This is a genomic window from Haloechinothrix aidingensis (assembly GCF_013450155.1).
In the GTDB taxonomy this organism is placed as follows: domain Bacteria; phylum Actinomycetota; class Actinomycetes; order Mycobacteriales; family Pseudonocardiaceae; genus Haloechinothrix; species Haloechinothrix aidingensis.
Genome location: NZ_JACCKD010000002.1, coordinates 728,296 through 742,495, shown reverse-complemented (window position 1 = coordinate 742,495; position 14,200 = coordinate 728,296). Strand labels below are relative to the sequence as shown.

The following is a 14,200-nucleotide window of genomic DNA, read 5'->3' as shown; positions in this document are numbered from 1 at the left end:
TGTCGGGTCGTCCCGCTAGGGTCGGCGCGCATGGAGGACCGGCAGACAACGATCCGCAGCCGCGAGCTCGGCGACGGGTTGCGCAGCGCCATGACGGGGGCCGGGCTCACCGGCCAGGACGCCGCCCGCCTGCTCGGCTGGTCACCGAGCAGGGTCTCCCGCCTGCTCAACGGCAAGCGTGGCGGCAACGAGGTGGACGTGTCGGCGTTCCTCGCCGTCTGCCGCGTGACGGGCAGGGAACGGGACCGGCTGCTACGGCTCTGCCAGGACAAGGGCACCCCTGGCTGGTTGCAGCAGCACGGCTCGCGCCTGCCCAAGCAGCTGCGCACGCTCATCGACCACGAGGACCAGGCGGTGCGCATCCACGACTTCCAGATGGCCCTGGTGCCGGGGCTGCTGCAGACGGGCGCGTACGCGCGGGCGGTGATCACACGTATCGCGAACGTGCCGGGCAGCGAGGTCGAGGACCGCGTAGCCGCGAGGCTGGCCCGCCAGGCGCTGTTCAGCCGTACCCGCCCGGCGCGCTTCACCTTCCTCGTGCACGAGTCGGCGCTGCGCCTGCCGGTGGGCGGAGCCGCGGTGATGTCCGAGCAGCTGCATCACCTGTTGCGTATGTCGGTGCGGCCGTACATCGCGCTGCGGGTGGTGCCGCTGGACCTCGGCGCGCACGCCGGTATCGCCGGTTCCTTCACGCTGATGGAGTTCGCCGAGTTCGAACCCGTTGCCTATGTGGAGAGCGAGACATCCAGCCTGTTCCTGGAGGAGCCGGAGGAGATCGCCGCCTACCGGCGCGTCCTCCGCGCGCTCGCGGACACCGCGCTGGGTGAGGAACAATCGAGGGAGGTGATTGCCACACTGGCAACCGAACTCTATCCGGATGGGGAGAGCCATCATGACGGTCCACGAGCCAGGCAGGCGCGGCTGGCGCACGAGCAGCTACAGCGCGGGTAACGGCGGTTGCGTGGAGGTCGCCGGGCAGGCCACGGATGTGCTGGTTCGCGACTCCAAGAACCCGCGCGGCGGCACCCTGTCGATGCGCACAGCGGCCTGGCGGGCGTTCCTCCGCACACTGCGATGAGATCACCATTCGGGCATAGTCCGTGACGTAGCGCACAGCTGTGCCGTATGAATGGTGATGTGCTGAGGAAACCGCTCGAGACACTCATTGCCCTGCTCGCGGCCGCTGGCGTGGTCGGTGTCGTCGCGCTCGGGGTGTGGTTGGTCCGGGACGGTGTGCAACAGCAGGCGGCCGAGCGGGAGGCGCCTCCGGCGACCGCCGAGCATCCGCCGCCACCGGAACCGGAACCGGAGCCCGAGCCGGAACGCGCTCCCGCGCCGGAGCTGTTCCCGCCCGCGCTGGTGACGAAGATCGACGCGGGCAGCAGCGCTGTCCGGTACCGGGGCCTGGCCTCGGCCGGCGCGATGTACGTCGAGCCGGTCGAGGGCGGGCTGACGCGCATGCTCGCGGTGCACTGGGGGCAGCGCCCCGACGCCCTCGGCCCGGTGCGCAGTGCCCGGGAGACCGACATCGAGCTGCTCGGCCAGTTCGAGGAGCCGGTGCTGGCGTACTCGGGCTCGGCGTCGCAGCTGCGCCCGTCGCTGTACGGGGCCGGGTTCCGCTTGGCGACGCCGGGCAACGCGCCAGGGGGCTTCTACCGGGACAGCTCCCGGCCGAGCCCGCACAACCTGTACGCCCGGCCCAACCGGTTGCCCGGCACCCCTGCCGTCGACGAGCCGTTCGCGACCGGCCCCGCCCCGGACGGTGGCGAGCCGACAGGGAGCTACCGGGTGAGCTACCGGAGCGCGTCGTACGAGTTCGCCTGGTCCGGCGACCGGCAACGGTGGCTCGTCGCGCGCGGCGGGAACCCGATCACCACAGCCGAGTCCGGGCGGCTCGACGCGGGCACCGTCGTGGTGCTGCGCGTGCCGATCGCGGAGGGCCTGGGAATCACCGACTCGACGGGCGCGCTGTCGCCGGTCGCGCGAACGGTCGGCTCGGGCGAGGCCCTGGTGCTGCGCGACGGCCGCAGGTTCGATGCCGAGTGGTCCCGCGCGGCGAGGGACGAGGGTATGGAGCTGACCACAGCGGGCGGCGAGGAGATCCCGTACGCGGAGGACGGCAAACTCTGGGTCCTGCTCGTCCCCCGCTAACCCCGTGTCGGGCCGGTGGGCACCCCGTGTCGGGCCGGTGGGCACCCCGTGTCGGGCCCTGACGCGCGCGGCCCGCCGGCCGGGCGGCGCCGTCGCTATGAGAAGCTACCGCTGTGGGCTGGATCATTCGTCGCTTCGCACCGATCATCGTGCTCGTCTCGTCCGTGCTGCTGCTCGCCGGATGCGGCAACGGCCCGACCAAGGCCTCGTCGGCAGCGATCGTCGGGGACGAGACGATCTCCCTCGAACAGGTGCAGCAGGACGTGAACTGGCTGCTGCACAACATGCCGGAGGCACGCCAGGCCGAGGAACAGGACGGCCTCGGGCAGTTCTCCCGCCACGTGCTGCGGGCCCATATCCATCACGAGCTGCTCGACGTGGCCGCCGAACGTGAAGGGCTCTCCGCCGAGCGGGAAGACGTCGACGAGATCCTCGAATCCTGGGGCGGGGTCGACGAGGCTCCCGCTGCGGTCGGGATCCCTCCGGAGTACATCGAGCGGTTCGCCACCGACATCGTGCTGCTGCAGGAGCTCGGCGAGCGCTATATCGACCGCGTGTCGGTCGATATCGTCGGTGCCGAGGTCACCGGGGATACCCCCGAGGAACCCATGCGCGAGCAGGCGATGGCACTCGGCCGGGAGATCGCGGACGACCCGGGACGGGCGAACGAGATCATCGAGGCGGAAGGGCAACCCGTCATCGACGAGACCTTCAGTCCCGGTGACCTGATCGAGCAAGGGGCGATGGAGCTCGCCACGAGCGCCCTGTTCAGTGCGGAGTCCGGCACGGTCGCCGTGATCCAGCCGAACAGCCAGCAGCCGGTGTGGCTGGTCGCCCTGGTCACCGGGCGCGACGTCGGCGGAGGCGAGGGCGATGCGGACGGCGCCCAGACCCCGCAGGCCGATCCGCAGATGCTCTACAGCCTCGGGCTGCGCATGCTCTCGCCGATCGCCGAGGAACTCGGTGTCGAGGTCAACCCGCGCTACGGGGTCTGGGACCCCGCTGGCGTGGACATCGCCGAGAGTGAGGACCACACGGTCGGTGAGCTGATCCCGGCACGTGACGTCGAGCCATGAACCGTCGAGCAGGCGCCGGTGTCTCCACGGTGAGCGGCCCCGGGGTCGCTCCCGGAACGGCGGTGGTGCTGTGTGCCCCCGCGCTCGGCGAGTCGTTGCCCGCGGGTGCCGTACCGGCGTTGCGCGCCGCGGCTGCCGTGTACGCCGCCCCGGACCTTCCGGAGGGCATCGCGCGCGCCGCGGACGCGCGGCCCGCGCCGGTGGCGGCGCGGCTGTGCGACCGGGCGCGGGCCGAGCCCGTGGTCCTGTTGACGACCGACGCCGCCGACCCGGCCGCGCGGGCGCTCGCCGACGAGGCGGCCGACGTGATCGGCACGGATGTGCCGCCGCTGCTCGAGGCCGTGCACGTGATGGACCGCCTTCGCTCGCCGGGCGGGTGCCCGTGGGACGGCGTCCAGACGCACGAGTCGCTGCGGCAGTACCTCGTTGAGGAGACCTACGAGCTGCTGGAGGCCATCGAGACGGGTGATCGGGAGTCGCTGCGCGAGGAGCTCGGCGATGTCCTGCTGCAGGTGTTGTTCCACGCGCGGCTGGCTGCCGAGCACGAGGTGGATCCGTTCGACATCGATGCTGTCGCCGCCGGGCTGGTGACCAAGCTCGTCGGCAGGCACCCGCATGTGTTCGCCGAGGGCGCCGGGGCCGATTCCGGGCACACGGCGGAGCGGCAGCAGGTGCGCTGGGAGGAGCTCAAGCGGACCGAGAAGGGCAGGGGCTCCGCTGTCGACGGGGTGGCGGTCGGCCAGCCCGCGGTCGCGCTGGCGGCCAAGCTGGCGCAGCGCAGCGCACGGGCCGGTGTTCCGGAGGAGCTGCTGCCGGTGCGGGAGGGTGCCGGTGCCGCGCTGTTCCGTATCGCCGCGCAGGCCAAGCGTGCCGGTGAGGACCCCGAGGATGCGCTGCGCGCGGTGGCCAAACAGTACCTCGCCGATCTGCGCGCCGCGGAGTCGTCCGCGCGGGAGGCGGGCATCGATCCGGCGACGCTGGACGAGGCGGGCTGGCGTCGCTTCTGGCCCACCGTGCCGGGTTGAGCGCGCCGGTAGGTGCGGTGGTCAGTCCCGCAGTACGGCCAGCCGGGCGCTGACCTCACCCAGCGTTTCCTGGTAGTGCGGGAGCGGGTTCATGGCCGATGCCAGCTTCAGGTGCCCGAGCGCCTCGGCGAGCTTGCCGAGCCGCTGCATCGTCTTGCCCAGCGCGAAACGCGCGTAGTCGTCCGAAGGGTCGTGCTCGACGAGGCGGGCGAATGCCTGCTCGGCCTTGTGCAGCTGGGCGGACCGGAAGTAGGCGAGGCCCGCCACCAGCTGCACGCTCGGTTTGTCCGGTTCCGCGGCGAGTACCGGGGCGAGCTCGGCGAGAGCTTCCTGGGGTCGGCGCTGCTCGAGCAAGCTCTCCGCGCGGCGGAACGCGGCGGCGTGGGACTGCCCGTCACCGGTCACGCACGCCTCCGGCGGTTGCTTCCCGTGCGCATCGCCCGGCCCGTCGTGCTGAACCATAGCGCCCTCGACGGTACCCGCGTGTACCGCTTCACACGACGGGTTTGCATCATGGTTGACTCTGGCGGTGTTGGTCCCGGACGGATCACCCGTTGTTCGGGGGTGTATGTCCCGGACGGATCACCCGTCGTCCGGAGGTGCTGGTCCGCGTCGGGTCACCAGGGACGAGGCGGTAGTGTCCCGGTCGGATCACGCGAACTCGGGTTCGCCCGACGTTCCTGCCGTCGGACCACGGCGAACGCGGGCACTGTGCCTGCCTCCGGCGAGGTGCGGCGCAGTGACCGGAACAACCGGCAACGAATCACCGGCGAGATGTGTGGACTGAAGCTATGAGCGAAGCGAGTAACGACGAAGCCGGCTGGAAGGCACCCGGGGATGTGTCCTTCCGCGGGCTGGCGCCGTACCTGTACTACGCCGACGCCGGGGAGGCGCTGGAGTGGCTGACCCGCGTGTTCGGCTTCTCCGAGCGGGTACGCTACGTCGACTCCGCGGGGTTCGTGTTCCAGGCGACGATCGCGGCGGGCGACGTGGAGATCGAGCTGGCCGGGGTCGGAGCCGACTACTGGGAGGCCAAGGGTGTCAGCGGGCCGGTCGGCCAGCTCAACATCGTCTACGTCGACGATGTCGACGCCCAGCACGAGCGGGTGCAGCAGGCGCTGGGAGACATCGAGGTCTCGCGGCCGCAGGATCAGCCGTACGGGGCACGCATCTTCACCATTCAGGACATCGGTGGCAACAGCTGGACCTTCTGGCAGCACACCTCGGATACCGTGGAGCTACCGTCGGGGTGGCAGGAGATCAGGTCGGACTGAACCGGCGCCGGTGCTCCTGCGGTGGCCGCGTGCCTCGCACGGGTGACGTCATACACCCGATAGGCTAAAGGGGCCGAGGGCGCGCGGCCCTGCGGGCGCGAGTACGAACGACATGGTTCCGGACGGTATTGAGGAGTTTGGCGTGGCGGTCATCGAGCAGGTAGGCGCACGGGAGATCCTGGACTCGCGTGGGAACCCCACCGTGGAGGTGGAGGTCGCGCTGGACGACGGATCCCTGTCCCGGGCAGCGGTGCCGTCCGGTGCTTCCACCGGGGAGTACGAGGCGGTCGAACTGCGCGACGGGGACGCCGCACGCTACGGCGGCAAGGGCGTCGAGCGTGCCGTGGCCGGGGTGATCGGTGAGATCAACGATGAGCTGGCCGGCGTCGAGGCCGTGGACCAGCGCGTCGTCGACCAGAAGCTCGTCGACCTGGACGGGACGCCGGACAAGTCGCGGCTCGGAGCCAACGCCATCCTTGGTGCCTCGCTTGCTGTGGCGCGAGCGGCGGCATCCTCCGCCGAGCTGGAGCTGTTCCGCTACCTCGGCGGGCCCAACGCGCACGTGCTGCCGGTGCCGATGATGAACATCCTCAACGGCGGTGCGCACGCCGACACCGGCGTGGACATCCAGGAGTTCATGATCGCCCCGATCGGGGCCGACTCCTTCCGTGACGCGCTGCGCTGGGGTGCCGAGGTGTACCAGGCGCTGAAGTCGGTTCTCAAGGGTCGCGGCCTGAGCACGGGTCTCGGCGACGAGGGCGGGTTCGCCCCGAGCCTGTCGAGCAACCGCGAGGCTCTCGACCTGATCATGCAGGCCATCGAGAAGGCGGGCTACGCGCCGGGCCGGGACGTGGCGCTGGCGCTGGACGTCGCGGCCACCGAGTTCTTCTCCGACGGCCGGTACACGTTCGAGGGCACCGCCCGCTCCGCGGCAGAGCTCACCACGTACTACGCCGAGCTGCTCGAGGCCTACCCGCTGGTGTCGATCGAGGACCCGCTGTCCGAGGACGACTGGGACGGCTGGACCGAGCTGACGGGCAAGCTCGGTGGCAGGGTCCAGCTCGTGGGCGACGACCTGTTCGTCACCAACCCGGAGCGGCTCGAGGAAGGCATCAACCGTGGGGCAGGCAACGCGCTGCTGGTGAAGGTCAACCAGATCGGGACACTGTCGGAGACCATGGACGCGGTCACGCTGGCGGGCTCGTACGGGTACAAGAGCATGATCAGCCACCGCTCCGGGGAGACGGAGGACACCACGATCGCCGATCTCTCGGTGGCCACGGGTGCCGGGCAGATCAAGACGGGCGCGCCCGCGCGCAGCGAGCGGGTCGCCAAGTACAACCAGCTGCTGCGCATCGAGGAGAACCTCGGCGACGCCGCCCGGTACGCGGGTGACATCGCCTTCCCCCGGTTCGGCCACGAGGGGTGACCGGCGGTGCCCGGCGAGAGTAGGCCGCGCCGGACCGGCAGGACGCGCCGCCCGGTGCGCGTCCGCCGGGGCGGGGCCGCCCGGGTCGCCGGGGCGATGCGCTCTATCGGGCTGTCCACCACGCGGCGCGCCGCTGTGGTGGCGATCGTGCTGTGCACCCTGGCGTTCACGCTCGCCGTGCCGCTGCGCACCTACCTCGCCCAGCAGGCGGAGGTCTCCCAGGAGGAGGAGCGTCAGCGCCGGCTGGAGGCCGAGATCGAGCGGCTGGAGGAGCGCAAGGCCGAGCTGGAGGATCCCGTTCAGGTGGAGGCCGAGGCGCGGGCGCGGCTGCGGTACGTGATGCCGGGCGAGACCCCGTACATCGTCCAGCTGCCCGAGGACTCCGCCGACGTCGGCGACGGGGACGGTGGCGAGGACGGTGCCTCGGGCGGGGCCTGGTACGAGCGCGTGTGGGCAGGCGTCACGGAGTGAGGTACGACCGTCACGCGGGTGGTCGACCGGTCGCGCCCCGCAGCGGGCCGATAGGCTGATCGCTGTGCATGGACGGGACAGCGCCGGACTCGAGCCGGTGACCGAGGACGACCGGGCGGTGGTCGCCGAGCAGCTGGGCAGGCCGCCGCGCGCGTTGCGGGCCGTCGCGGCGCGCTGCCCGAGCGGCCATCCGGCCGTGGTGCAGACCAACCCGAGGCTGGAGAACGGCACGCCGTTTCCCACGCTGTACTACCTGACGTGCCCCCGGCTGGGCTCCCTGGTCGGCTCGCTCGAGGCATCGGGGGTGATGCGCGAGATGACCGAGCGCCTCGCGCACGACACCGACCTGGCCGAGCGGTACCGGCGTGCGCACGAGTCGTACCTCGCCGCGCGCGACGCGATCGAGCCCCTCGGCCACGAGGTGACGGCGGGCGGCATGCCGGACAGGGTGAAGTGCCTGCACGTCCATCTGGCGCATACGTTGGCGGTCGGGTCCGGGGTCAACCCGATCGGGGACGAGACGCTCGACCTGCTCGGCGGAAGCTGGCCGCAGGGGGAGTGCGCGGGGTAGCGCCACGCGGGCGGATACGCTGAACGGCATGACGAGGGTTGCCGCGATCGACTGTGGGACGAACTCCATCCGCTTCCTGGCCGCCGAGCTGATGCCCAACCACGACAACACGGTGACGCTGCGGGACCTGCATCGTGAGATGCGGGTCGTGCGGCTGGGGCAGGACGTGGACGCCACCGGAAGGCTCGCGCCGGACGCGCTGGAGCGCACGCGGGCGGCGCTGGCGGACTACACCCACGCCGCCCGGCGCAAGGGCGCCGAGCGCGTGCGGATGGTGGCGACCTCGGCGACGAGGGACGCCAGCAACACCGCCGAGTTCTTCGACATGACCGAGCGGATCCTCGGGGTGCGGGCCGAGGTCATCACCGGCGAGGCCGAGGCTCAGCTGTCCTTCGCGGGAGCGGTGGCCGAACTCGACCCGGACGACGGGCCGTTCCTGGTCGTCGACGTCGGGGGTGGCTCCACCGAGCTGGTGCTCGGGGACTGGGACGGCAGGACGGCGCACGTGCGGGCGTCGTGCTCGGTGGACATCGGGTGCGTGCGCATCACCGAGCGGGCGCTGCCGTCGGACCCGCCGACCGCCGAGGAGGTCGCCGAGGCGCGGAAGCTGACCGCGGAGGTGCTCGCGGAGGCCTTCGACGCGGTCGACGTGTCCGCCGCGCGTACCTGGATCGGCGTCGCGGGGACCGTGACCACGATGTCCGCGATCGCGCAGGAGCTGCCCGAGTACGACTCCGAACGCACGCACCTCTCGGTGCTCGGTCCCGCGGAGATCGAGCGCACGACGAGCTGGCTGCTGTCCGCCGACCACGAGGAGCGCGCAGCCAACCCGGTGATCCATCCGGGCCGGGTGGACGTCATGGGCGGCGGTGCACTGATCGTGCAGGTACTCGCCGAGCAGCTCGCCGCCCGCGGTGGGCCGGACACCCTCGTCGTCAGCGAGCACGACATCCTCGACGGCATCGCCCTGTCCCTCGCCGACTAACCCAGCAGGGGTGGAGCCCAATGTCACGTTCGGCTCCTTCTATGGAACCGAGGTCACCTTGGGCTCCTTCCGGCGCGTGCCGGGGATCGGCTCAATACGGTCATGCGGTGACAGTCGGGACCAATCGGGACTGCTCGGTCAGCGGATGAAGCTTCGCTGGAAGAAGTCGTCGTCGTCCTCGTCGTCCTGCTCCGCATCGCGCGACCGGTCGCCGGCGTCGGCAGCGCCGGCATCCGCCTGCTCGGTGAGGTCCCCGTCGGTGTTCAGCAGTGCCTCTCGCTCGGCAGGATCCATGTTCTCCAGCGTGGACAGACACTCGTGGAAGAACTCGGAGTAAGCGGTACTGTGCAGGAACTCGCTCGGTCGCCTGCGGCCGTCGACGACTTCCTCGGCGATCTCCCGGACCTCCGGCCTTCCGGAGCGGGTCAGCTCGCCGAACGCGTCGTTGACGCGCTGACGTAGTGCATCGATCTTCATCGCGTCGAACCCACCGTTACTGCCTCTCGTACTTCTCGAGGACCATGGGAAGGCCGTCCTCGGTCAGGATCTCGAGATTGTCCGCCCGGTCCTCGCCCGTGGGGCCGCTGAGCCGATCCAGCGGCACGAACTCGATCTCGATGAATTTTGTGTTCTGCGCCGCGGCGAGGGCTTCCGTCTCCGTCGTCACCCCGATGACTTCGTCGATGGCCTCGCCCAGGTCGTCGACGAGCTTCTTCACACCCTTGGTGATGGCACTGAACATGCCGATGCCGGTGGCGGCATCGGCGACGATGCCCATGGAGGGTTCCAGCGCGTGGTACGCGTCGATCGCGATCTGCGCGGCTTCCTCGTAGTGGCCCGCGAGCTCGCGCAACGGCTCAGCGGTACCTTGCTGCAGCTGGTTGGCGATGTCGTAGATCGCGACGTTGCATGCGGCGTACGCGTTGCCTGTCCATGATTCCTCGAGCTGGTCGACGTGCCGCCGCAGGTTGGTCGCGACACCGTCGATGCAGTCGGCGAGGTTCTCCAGCGCCATGCTGTACTCGGTGAACTTGTCCCAGTCGCCCGCGAGCTTGACACCGAGCCAGTCGAACGGGTCGGAGAACCCGCACATCGTGATGATCGAGCGGATCACGTAGGTGACGCTGAAGTACTCCAGCACGCTGCCGGGCTCGGGGCGGGAGTACACGCTGTCGCTGCCGGCTTCCACGTCCTTCAGGCTCTCCGCGGGCTCGGTCTCGCGGACATAGCCCGTCGCGGTCGTTCCCGTGTCCGGACTGTAGTCGTTGGCTTCCCGGCGATCGTCCATCATGCTGGACTCGGCACCGAACTCGTCCTCAAGCGCACGGAGTCGAGAACGGACGGATTCCTCCTCGCTCCGGTACACGAAGAAGACCTCGCCCATGAACCCGGACAGCGTGGAGGTCAGGTACTCGCGGATGTGGTCGAGCTGGCTCTCGACCGCGCCCGAAGCCGCGCTGTGGCCGGACCGGAACGAGTTGATGATGCCGGTACCCGCGATCCCGAAGTCCGCGTGCTGCGCGATGTAGCTCTTCCCCTCGGCCACGTCCTCGCCGAGCTCGTCCAGCGTGGTGCGGAATCCGATCGCCGAGTCGATGTCGAACTCGAACGACAACGCCCGTACCTCCTTGCCCGGTCAGCGCTGCTCGCACACCGCGCGTGGCGCGGCATGCCGTGGTGATCCACGCCAACGGTAGCCAGCACCGGCCGCCGCCCGCAGGCGTTCGCGCAGAAACCTCGTATCGAGTTCCTACTCGATGCCTTCCGGGGTGGCGCCCCCGACCGGCACACCGGGTGCGGTGATCCGCTCGATCTCGGCGAGGTCCGCGTCGCTGAGCCGCACATCCACCCCGGCGATACTGGCCTCGATCGTGCCTGGCCTGCGCGCGCCCACGATGGCCACGTGCACGCCAGGCTGGGCGAGGGTCCACGCGATCGCCAGCTGGCTGACCGAGGCGTTCTTCGACGCGGCGAAGGAAGCCAGCTCGTCGACCACCTCCAGATTGCGGCGCAGGCTCTCGCCCCGGAACGCGCTCGCGTGCGAACGCCAGTCCCCAGGGGCGAACGTGCTCTGCCTGCTGAGCGTCCCGGTGAGCAGCCCGCTGCCGAGCACGCTGTAGGCGAGCACCCCGATGTCGTGCTCGCGCGCGTACGCGAGCGAGTCCTGCTCGACCGAGCGCCGCAGCAGGTGGTACGGCGGCTGCAAGGTCTCGACGGGACGTACCGCGTCGAACTCGGCGAGCTGGGCCGCGGTGTAGTTCGACACGCCGACGTGGCGGATCTTGCCCTCGTCGACCAGCTCCTGCAGGGCGTTCGCGGTCTCCTCGGCCGGGGTGGCCGAGTCGGGCCAGTGGACCTGGTACAGGTCGATGTAGTCGACGTCCAGATGGCGCAGGCTCTCCTCGACACCGTGCCGCAGCCACGACCTGCTGGCGTCGCGTGGCCGGTCGGTACCGGGATTGATGCCGCCCTTCGTCGCGATCACGATGCTGTCCCGGTCCCGTTTGAGCTCGCTGCCGAGGGCCCGGGACAGCAGCTGCTCGGCCGTGCCGAACCCGTAGGCCTGCGCGGTGTCGAAGAAGTTGACGCCGAGATCGTGAGCGCGGCGGATCGCGGCGATCGCCGACTCCGAGTCGAAGTCTCCCCAGTCCCCGCCGACCTGCCAGGTGCCGAAGGCGATACGGGACACGTCCAGACCACTTCTGCCCAACCTCGTCATCTGCATACCCCCAGCACAGCACTCCTGTGTGGCGCACGCACCCCGGAGGGGGATCGAGTTCGTCACAGCGGCGGTATGTGCGCCGCCTACCTGTTCGAGCTGCCCCGCACGAACTCCTTCAAGTCCTCGGACTGCCGCAGCCGGGACGGCTCGTGCACGTACATCATGTGGCCCGCCGGGTAGTAGGCACGCGAGATGTTGTCCAGCAGCTCGTCCGGCACAGCGAGGTGGGCCAGCGCGTGCTCGGCCGCGTAGTACGGCGTGGCCCCGTCGTAGTAGCCGAACGCCACGTGCAGCTTCAGGTGTGGATTCGCACGCATCGCCGCCGACAGCTTGTCCGACACGGTGACATGGGAGTTCTCGAACTCGGAGTAGGACCAGGAGGAGTTCACCCCGAAGCTCAGGATCTCGTACGGCAGGTCGTTCTCGTAGTTCAGCTCGGCGCGTACGTAGTGGTTCAGCGCAGCGGCGTAGGGGCCGTAGATCGCCGAGAACGACGGGTCGCTGGACATCCGCTCCAGCCCGTAGTCCGCCTCGGAGCCGGTGAACCGCGAGTCCAGCCTGCCGACGACGAGCCTGCGATGGCGCAACAGCTCGGTGAAGAAGCGGAGGTGCTCGACACGCAGGTTCACGCGCTCGGTGTAGTCCGCGGACAGCCCGGTCAGCCGGGCGAGCCGGGCCGCGATGTCGGCGCGCTGGTCGGTGGTCAGTCGCGAGCCCCGCGCCAGCGCCCACAGGTAGTCGCCGGAGGCGAACTCCTCGGCCTCGGCGAGCAGCTCGGTGAGCTCGCGATCCGGGTGGAGGCCGTGGTAGTGGGCGATCGCGGCGTAGGTGGGCACGTAGAGCGCGTAGGCGAGGTCGTTGCCCTCGGTGAAGAACTGGGTGCCGAAGTCGACGACCGAGGACAGCAGCATCAACCCGTTGAGATACATGCCGTACTTGGTCTGCAGGTGCTCGGCCAACCCGGCGGCGCGCACGGTCCCGTACGACTCGCCTGCGAGGAACTTCGGGGACAGCCAGCGCCCGTTGCGGGTCACCCAGAGGCGGATGATCTCGCCGACGGAGGTGATGTCGGCGGTGAAGCCGTGGTACTCCTTCGGCTTCTTGCCCTGCGCGGCGCGCGAGTACCCGGTGGATACCGGGTCGATGAACACGAGATCACTGTGCTCGAGAAGCGACTCGGCGTTGTCGGTCAGCCCGTAGGGCGGCGGTTCCGGCGCGCCGACGTCGCCGGAGACCGCACGGCGCGGCCCGAGAACGCCCAGGTGCAGCCAGACGCTGGACGAGCCGGGGCCGCCGTTGAAGGCGAACGTGACCGGACGGTGCTCCGGATCGGCGCCGTCCAGTGTGTAGGCGGTGAGGAACACCTCGGCCTTGGGGATGTGCCCGTCGAAGGTCTCGTCGGTGACCTGTTCCTCGCGGAGCACCATGCGCCCGGTCTGCGCGGTGTAGTGCAGGGTGCTTTCCCGAGTCGTCAAGGTGTGCTGCGTGGTGACCAGGTCGTCGGTGGGAGCCGGAGGGGTGCCGTTGCGGTCGTCCCGTGCCGCGCCGTCGCCGGGGGTCTTCCCGGCTTCGTCCGAGGATGTCGATGTCATGCGGCCGACCATAGCGGTTGGGGGACGAGCCGAAGGACTCCTCGGGTACCACATATGCACCGAAGAGGTCCCTCGGCTCGCCCCAGCCGTGGTGTCGGCGGTGCGCCACAATGGCAGGCGTGTCCCACCGTCGCGCGCAGGAGCCCGCCGAGGCGACCACCGTCGCCGGGCTCGACGAGGCCGTCACCGGCTGCCGTGCGTGTGACCGGCTGGTGGCCTGGCGGGAGCAGGTAGCGCGGGACAAGCGTGCCGCCTTCGTCGACCAGGAGTACTGGGGCCGACCGGTGCCCGGGTTCGGTCCCGCCGACGCGGCGCTGGTCATCGTCGGGTTGGCGCCCGCGGCCCACGGGGCCAACCGGACGGGCCGGATGTTCACCGGCGATCGTTCGGGCGACGTGCTCTACGCGGCGCTGCACGAGGTGGGCCTCGCCTCGCAGGCACTGTCGACGCATCCGGGCGACGGGCTCGTGCTGTACGGCACCCGGATCACCGCCCCGGTGCACTGCGCCCCGCCGGACAACAAGCCGACCCCCGCCGAGCGGGACACCTGCCAGCCGTGGCTGGAACGCGAGCTGGCGTTGCTCGCGCCGAACCTGCGTGCGGTCGTGGCCCTGGGCGGCTTCGGGTGGCAGTCGGTGATGCGGGTACTCGCCGCTACCGGTTGGCAGGTGCCGAAACCGCGACCGCGCTTCGGACACGGTGCGCACGCGGTCGTCACGCCCCGTGATGGCCATGCTCACCCCCGTGCGGGTGAGGTGCGGGTGTTCGGCAGCTTCCACGTGTCGCAACAGAACACCTTCACCGGCAGGCTCACCCCCGCGATGTTGCGTGATGTGCTCAGCGATGCGGCACGTGCCGCGAGCTTGCGGTGAGGTGGCGTTCTAGCTCACAGAGGGGTGGGCTG

General features: G+C 70.3%; 16 protein-coding genes. 11 read left to right on the top strand and 5 right to left on the bottom strand.

The window, feature by feature from the left end:
- Positions 1–30: 30 nt before the first annotated feature.
- The 5 genes from H0B56_RS07880 to H0B56_RS07860 all read left to right on the top strand — a co-directional run bounded on the left by H0B56_RS07880 (position 31) and on the right by H0B56_RS07860 (position 4,252).
- Positions 31–951, top strand: a complete 921-nt coding sequence (locus H0B56_RS07880) for a helix-turn-helix domain-containing protein (protein ID WP_180892243.1) — start codon at positions 31–33, stop codon at positions 949–951.
- Positions 893–1,078, top strand: coding sequence for a DUF397 domain-containing protein (locus H0B56_RS07875; RefSeq protein WP_180892242.1), 186 nt, complete (start codon positions 893–895; stop codon positions 1,076–1,078). Before H0B56_RS07880 ends, H0B56_RS07875 begins: the two co-directional genes overlap by 59 nt.
- 59 nt (positions 1,079–1,137) lie before the next feature.
- Positions 1,138–2,151 carry a DUF3048 domain-containing protein gene (locus H0B56_RS07870; protein ID WP_180892241.1) on the top strand — a complete coding sequence of 338 codons (1,014 nt, stop codon included), beginning with the start codon at positions 1,138–1,140 and terminating at the stop codon, positions 2,149–2,151.
- Between the two features lie 113 nt (positions 2,152–2,264).
- A complete protein-coding gene (locus H0B56_RS07865; RefSeq protein WP_180892240.1) occupies positions 2,265–3,227 on the top strand; it encodes a SurA N-terminal domain-containing protein in 963 nt (320 codons plus the stop codon).
- Positions 3,224–4,252 carry a nucleoside triphosphate pyrophosphohydrolase gene (locus H0B56_RS07860; RefSeq protein ID WP_180892239.1) on the top strand — a complete coding sequence of 343 codons (1,029 nt, stop codon included), beginning with the start codon at positions 3,224–3,226 and terminating at the stop codon, positions 4,250–4,252. Before H0B56_RS07865 ends, H0B56_RS07860 begins: the two co-directional genes overlap by 4 nt.
- A 21-nt stretch (positions 4,253–4,273) precedes the next feature.
- Here H0B56_RS07860 and H0B56_RS07855 read toward each other — a convergent pair whose 3' ends face one another.
- Positions 4,274–4,714 carry a tetratricopeptide repeat protein gene (locus H0B56_RS07855; RefSeq protein WP_180892238.1) on the bottom strand — a complete coding sequence of 147 codons (441 nt, stop codon included), beginning with the start codon at positions 4,712–4,714 and terminating at the stop codon, positions 4,274–4,276.
- 329 nt (positions 4,715–5,043) lie between these two features.
- On the opposite strand from H0B56_RS07855, the gene H0B56_RS07850 reads away from it, so the two are divergent.
- From H0B56_RS07850 to H0B56_RS07830, 5 genes are all read left to right on the top strand, one after another.
- Positions 5,044–5,526, top strand: a complete 483-nt coding sequence (locus tag H0B56_RS07850) for a VOC family protein (protein WP_180892237.1) — start codon at positions 5,044–5,046, stop codon at positions 5,524–5,526.
- Between the two features lie 142 nt (positions 5,527–5,668).
- Positions 5,669–6,955, top strand: coding sequence for a phosphopyruvate hydratase (gene eno, locus H0B56_RS07845; protein WP_180892236.1), 1,287 nt, complete (start codon positions 5,669–5,671; stop codon positions 6,953–6,955).
- Positions 6,956–6,961: 6 nt separating this feature from the next.
- A complete protein-coding gene (locus H0B56_RS07840; protein ID WP_425484506.1) occupies positions 6,962–7,426 on the top strand; it encodes an FtsB family cell division protein in 465 nt (154 codons plus the stop codon).
- Between the two features lie 64 nt (positions 7,427–7,490).
- Positions 7,491–7,997: a DUF501 domain-containing protein gene (locus H0B56_RS07835; RefSeq protein WP_180892235.1), complete on the top strand. Its 507-nt coding sequence runs from the start codon at positions 7,491–7,493 to the stop codon at positions 7,995–7,997.
- Between the two features lie 28 nt (positions 7,998–8,025).
- The gene (locus tag H0B56_RS07830; RefSeq protein WP_180892234.1) at positions 8,026–8,982 is read left to right on the top strand and encodes a Ppx/GppA phosphatase family protein; all 957 of its coding nucleotides are present in this window, start codon (positions 8,026–8,028) and stop codon (positions 8,980–8,982) included.
- A gap of 138 nt (positions 8,983–9,120) precedes the next feature.
- Here the strand turns inward: H0B56_RS07830 and H0B56_RS07825 are convergent, their stop codons facing one another.
- From H0B56_RS07825 to H0B56_RS07810, 4 genes are all read right to left on the bottom strand, one after another.
- Complete coding sequence (locus H0B56_RS07825; RefSeq protein ID WP_180892233.1) at positions 9,121–9,459, bottom strand: hypothetical protein; 339 nt, start codon at positions 9,457–9,459, stop codon at positions 9,121–9,123.
- A 16-nt stretch (positions 9,460–9,475) separates the two neighbouring features.
- Positions 9,476–10,597, bottom strand: a complete 1,122-nt coding sequence (locus H0B56_RS07820; RefSeq protein ID WP_180892232.1) for a hypothetical protein — start codon at positions 10,595–10,597, stop codon at positions 9,476–9,478.
- 135 nt (positions 10,598–10,732) lie between these two features.
- On the bottom strand, positions 10,733–11,701 hold the full coding sequence (locus H0B56_RS07815) for an aldo/keto reductase (protein WP_425484505.1): 969 nt from the start codon (positions 11,699–11,701) through the stop codon (positions 10,733–10,735).
- Positions 11,702–11,787: 86 nt separating this feature from the next.
- Positions 11,788–13,296: a S10 family peptidase gene (locus tag H0B56_RS07810; protein WP_180892230.1), complete on the bottom strand. Its 1,509-nt coding sequence runs from the start codon at positions 13,294–13,296 to the stop codon at positions 11,788–11,790.
- A 119-nt stretch (positions 13,297–13,415) separates the two neighbouring features.
- Here H0B56_RS07810 and H0B56_RS07805 point away from each other — a divergent pair, with 119 nt between their 5' ends.
- Positions 13,416–14,168 carry a uracil-DNA glycosylase gene (locus tag H0B56_RS07805; RefSeq protein ID WP_343063797.1) on the top strand — a complete coding sequence of 251 codons (753 nt, stop codon included), beginning with the start codon at positions 13,416–13,418 and terminating at the stop codon, positions 14,166–14,168.
- The last annotated feature ends 32 nt before the right edge of the window (positions 14,169–14,200 follow it).

Bases quoted from the DNA above. Each gene is read 5' to 3' on its own strand.
- H0B56_RS07855 (WP_180892238.1), bottom strand. From the start codon at position 4,714: ATGGTTCAGCACGACGGGCCGGGCGATGCGCACGGGAAGCAACCGCCG.
- H0B56_RS07815 (WP_425484505.1), bottom strand. From the start codon at position 11,701: ATGACGAGGTTGGGCAGAAGTGGTCTGGACGTGTCCCGTATCGCCTTC.
- H0B56_RS07860 (WP_180892239.1), top strand. From the start codon at position 3,224: ATGAACCGTCGAGCAGGCGCCGGTGTCTCCACGGTGAGCGGCCCCGGG.
- H0B56_RS07825 (WP_180892233.1), bottom strand. From the start codon at position 9,459: ATGAAGATCGATGCACTACGTCAGCGCGTCAACGACGCGTTCGGCGAG.
- H0B56_RS07850 (WP_180892237.1), top strand. From the start codon at position 5,044: ATGAGCGAAGCGAGTAACGACGAAGCCGGCTGGAAGGCACCCGGGGAT.
- H0B56_RS07810 (WP_180892230.1), bottom strand. From the start codon at position 13,296: ATGACATCGACATCCTCGGACGAAGCCGGGAAGACCCCCGGCGACGGC.
- H0B56_RS07875 (WP_180892242.1), top strand. From the start codon at position 893: ATGACGGTCCACGAGCCAGGCAGGCGCGGCTGGCGCACGAGCAGCTAC.
- H0B56_RS07830 (WP_180892234.1), top strand. From the start codon at position 8,026: ATGACGAGGGTTGCCGCGATCGACTGTGGGACGAACTCCATCCGCTTC.
- H0B56_RS07880 (WP_180892243.1), top strand. From the start codon at position 31: ATGGAGGACCGGCAGACAACGATCCGCAGCCGCGAGCTCGGCGACGGG.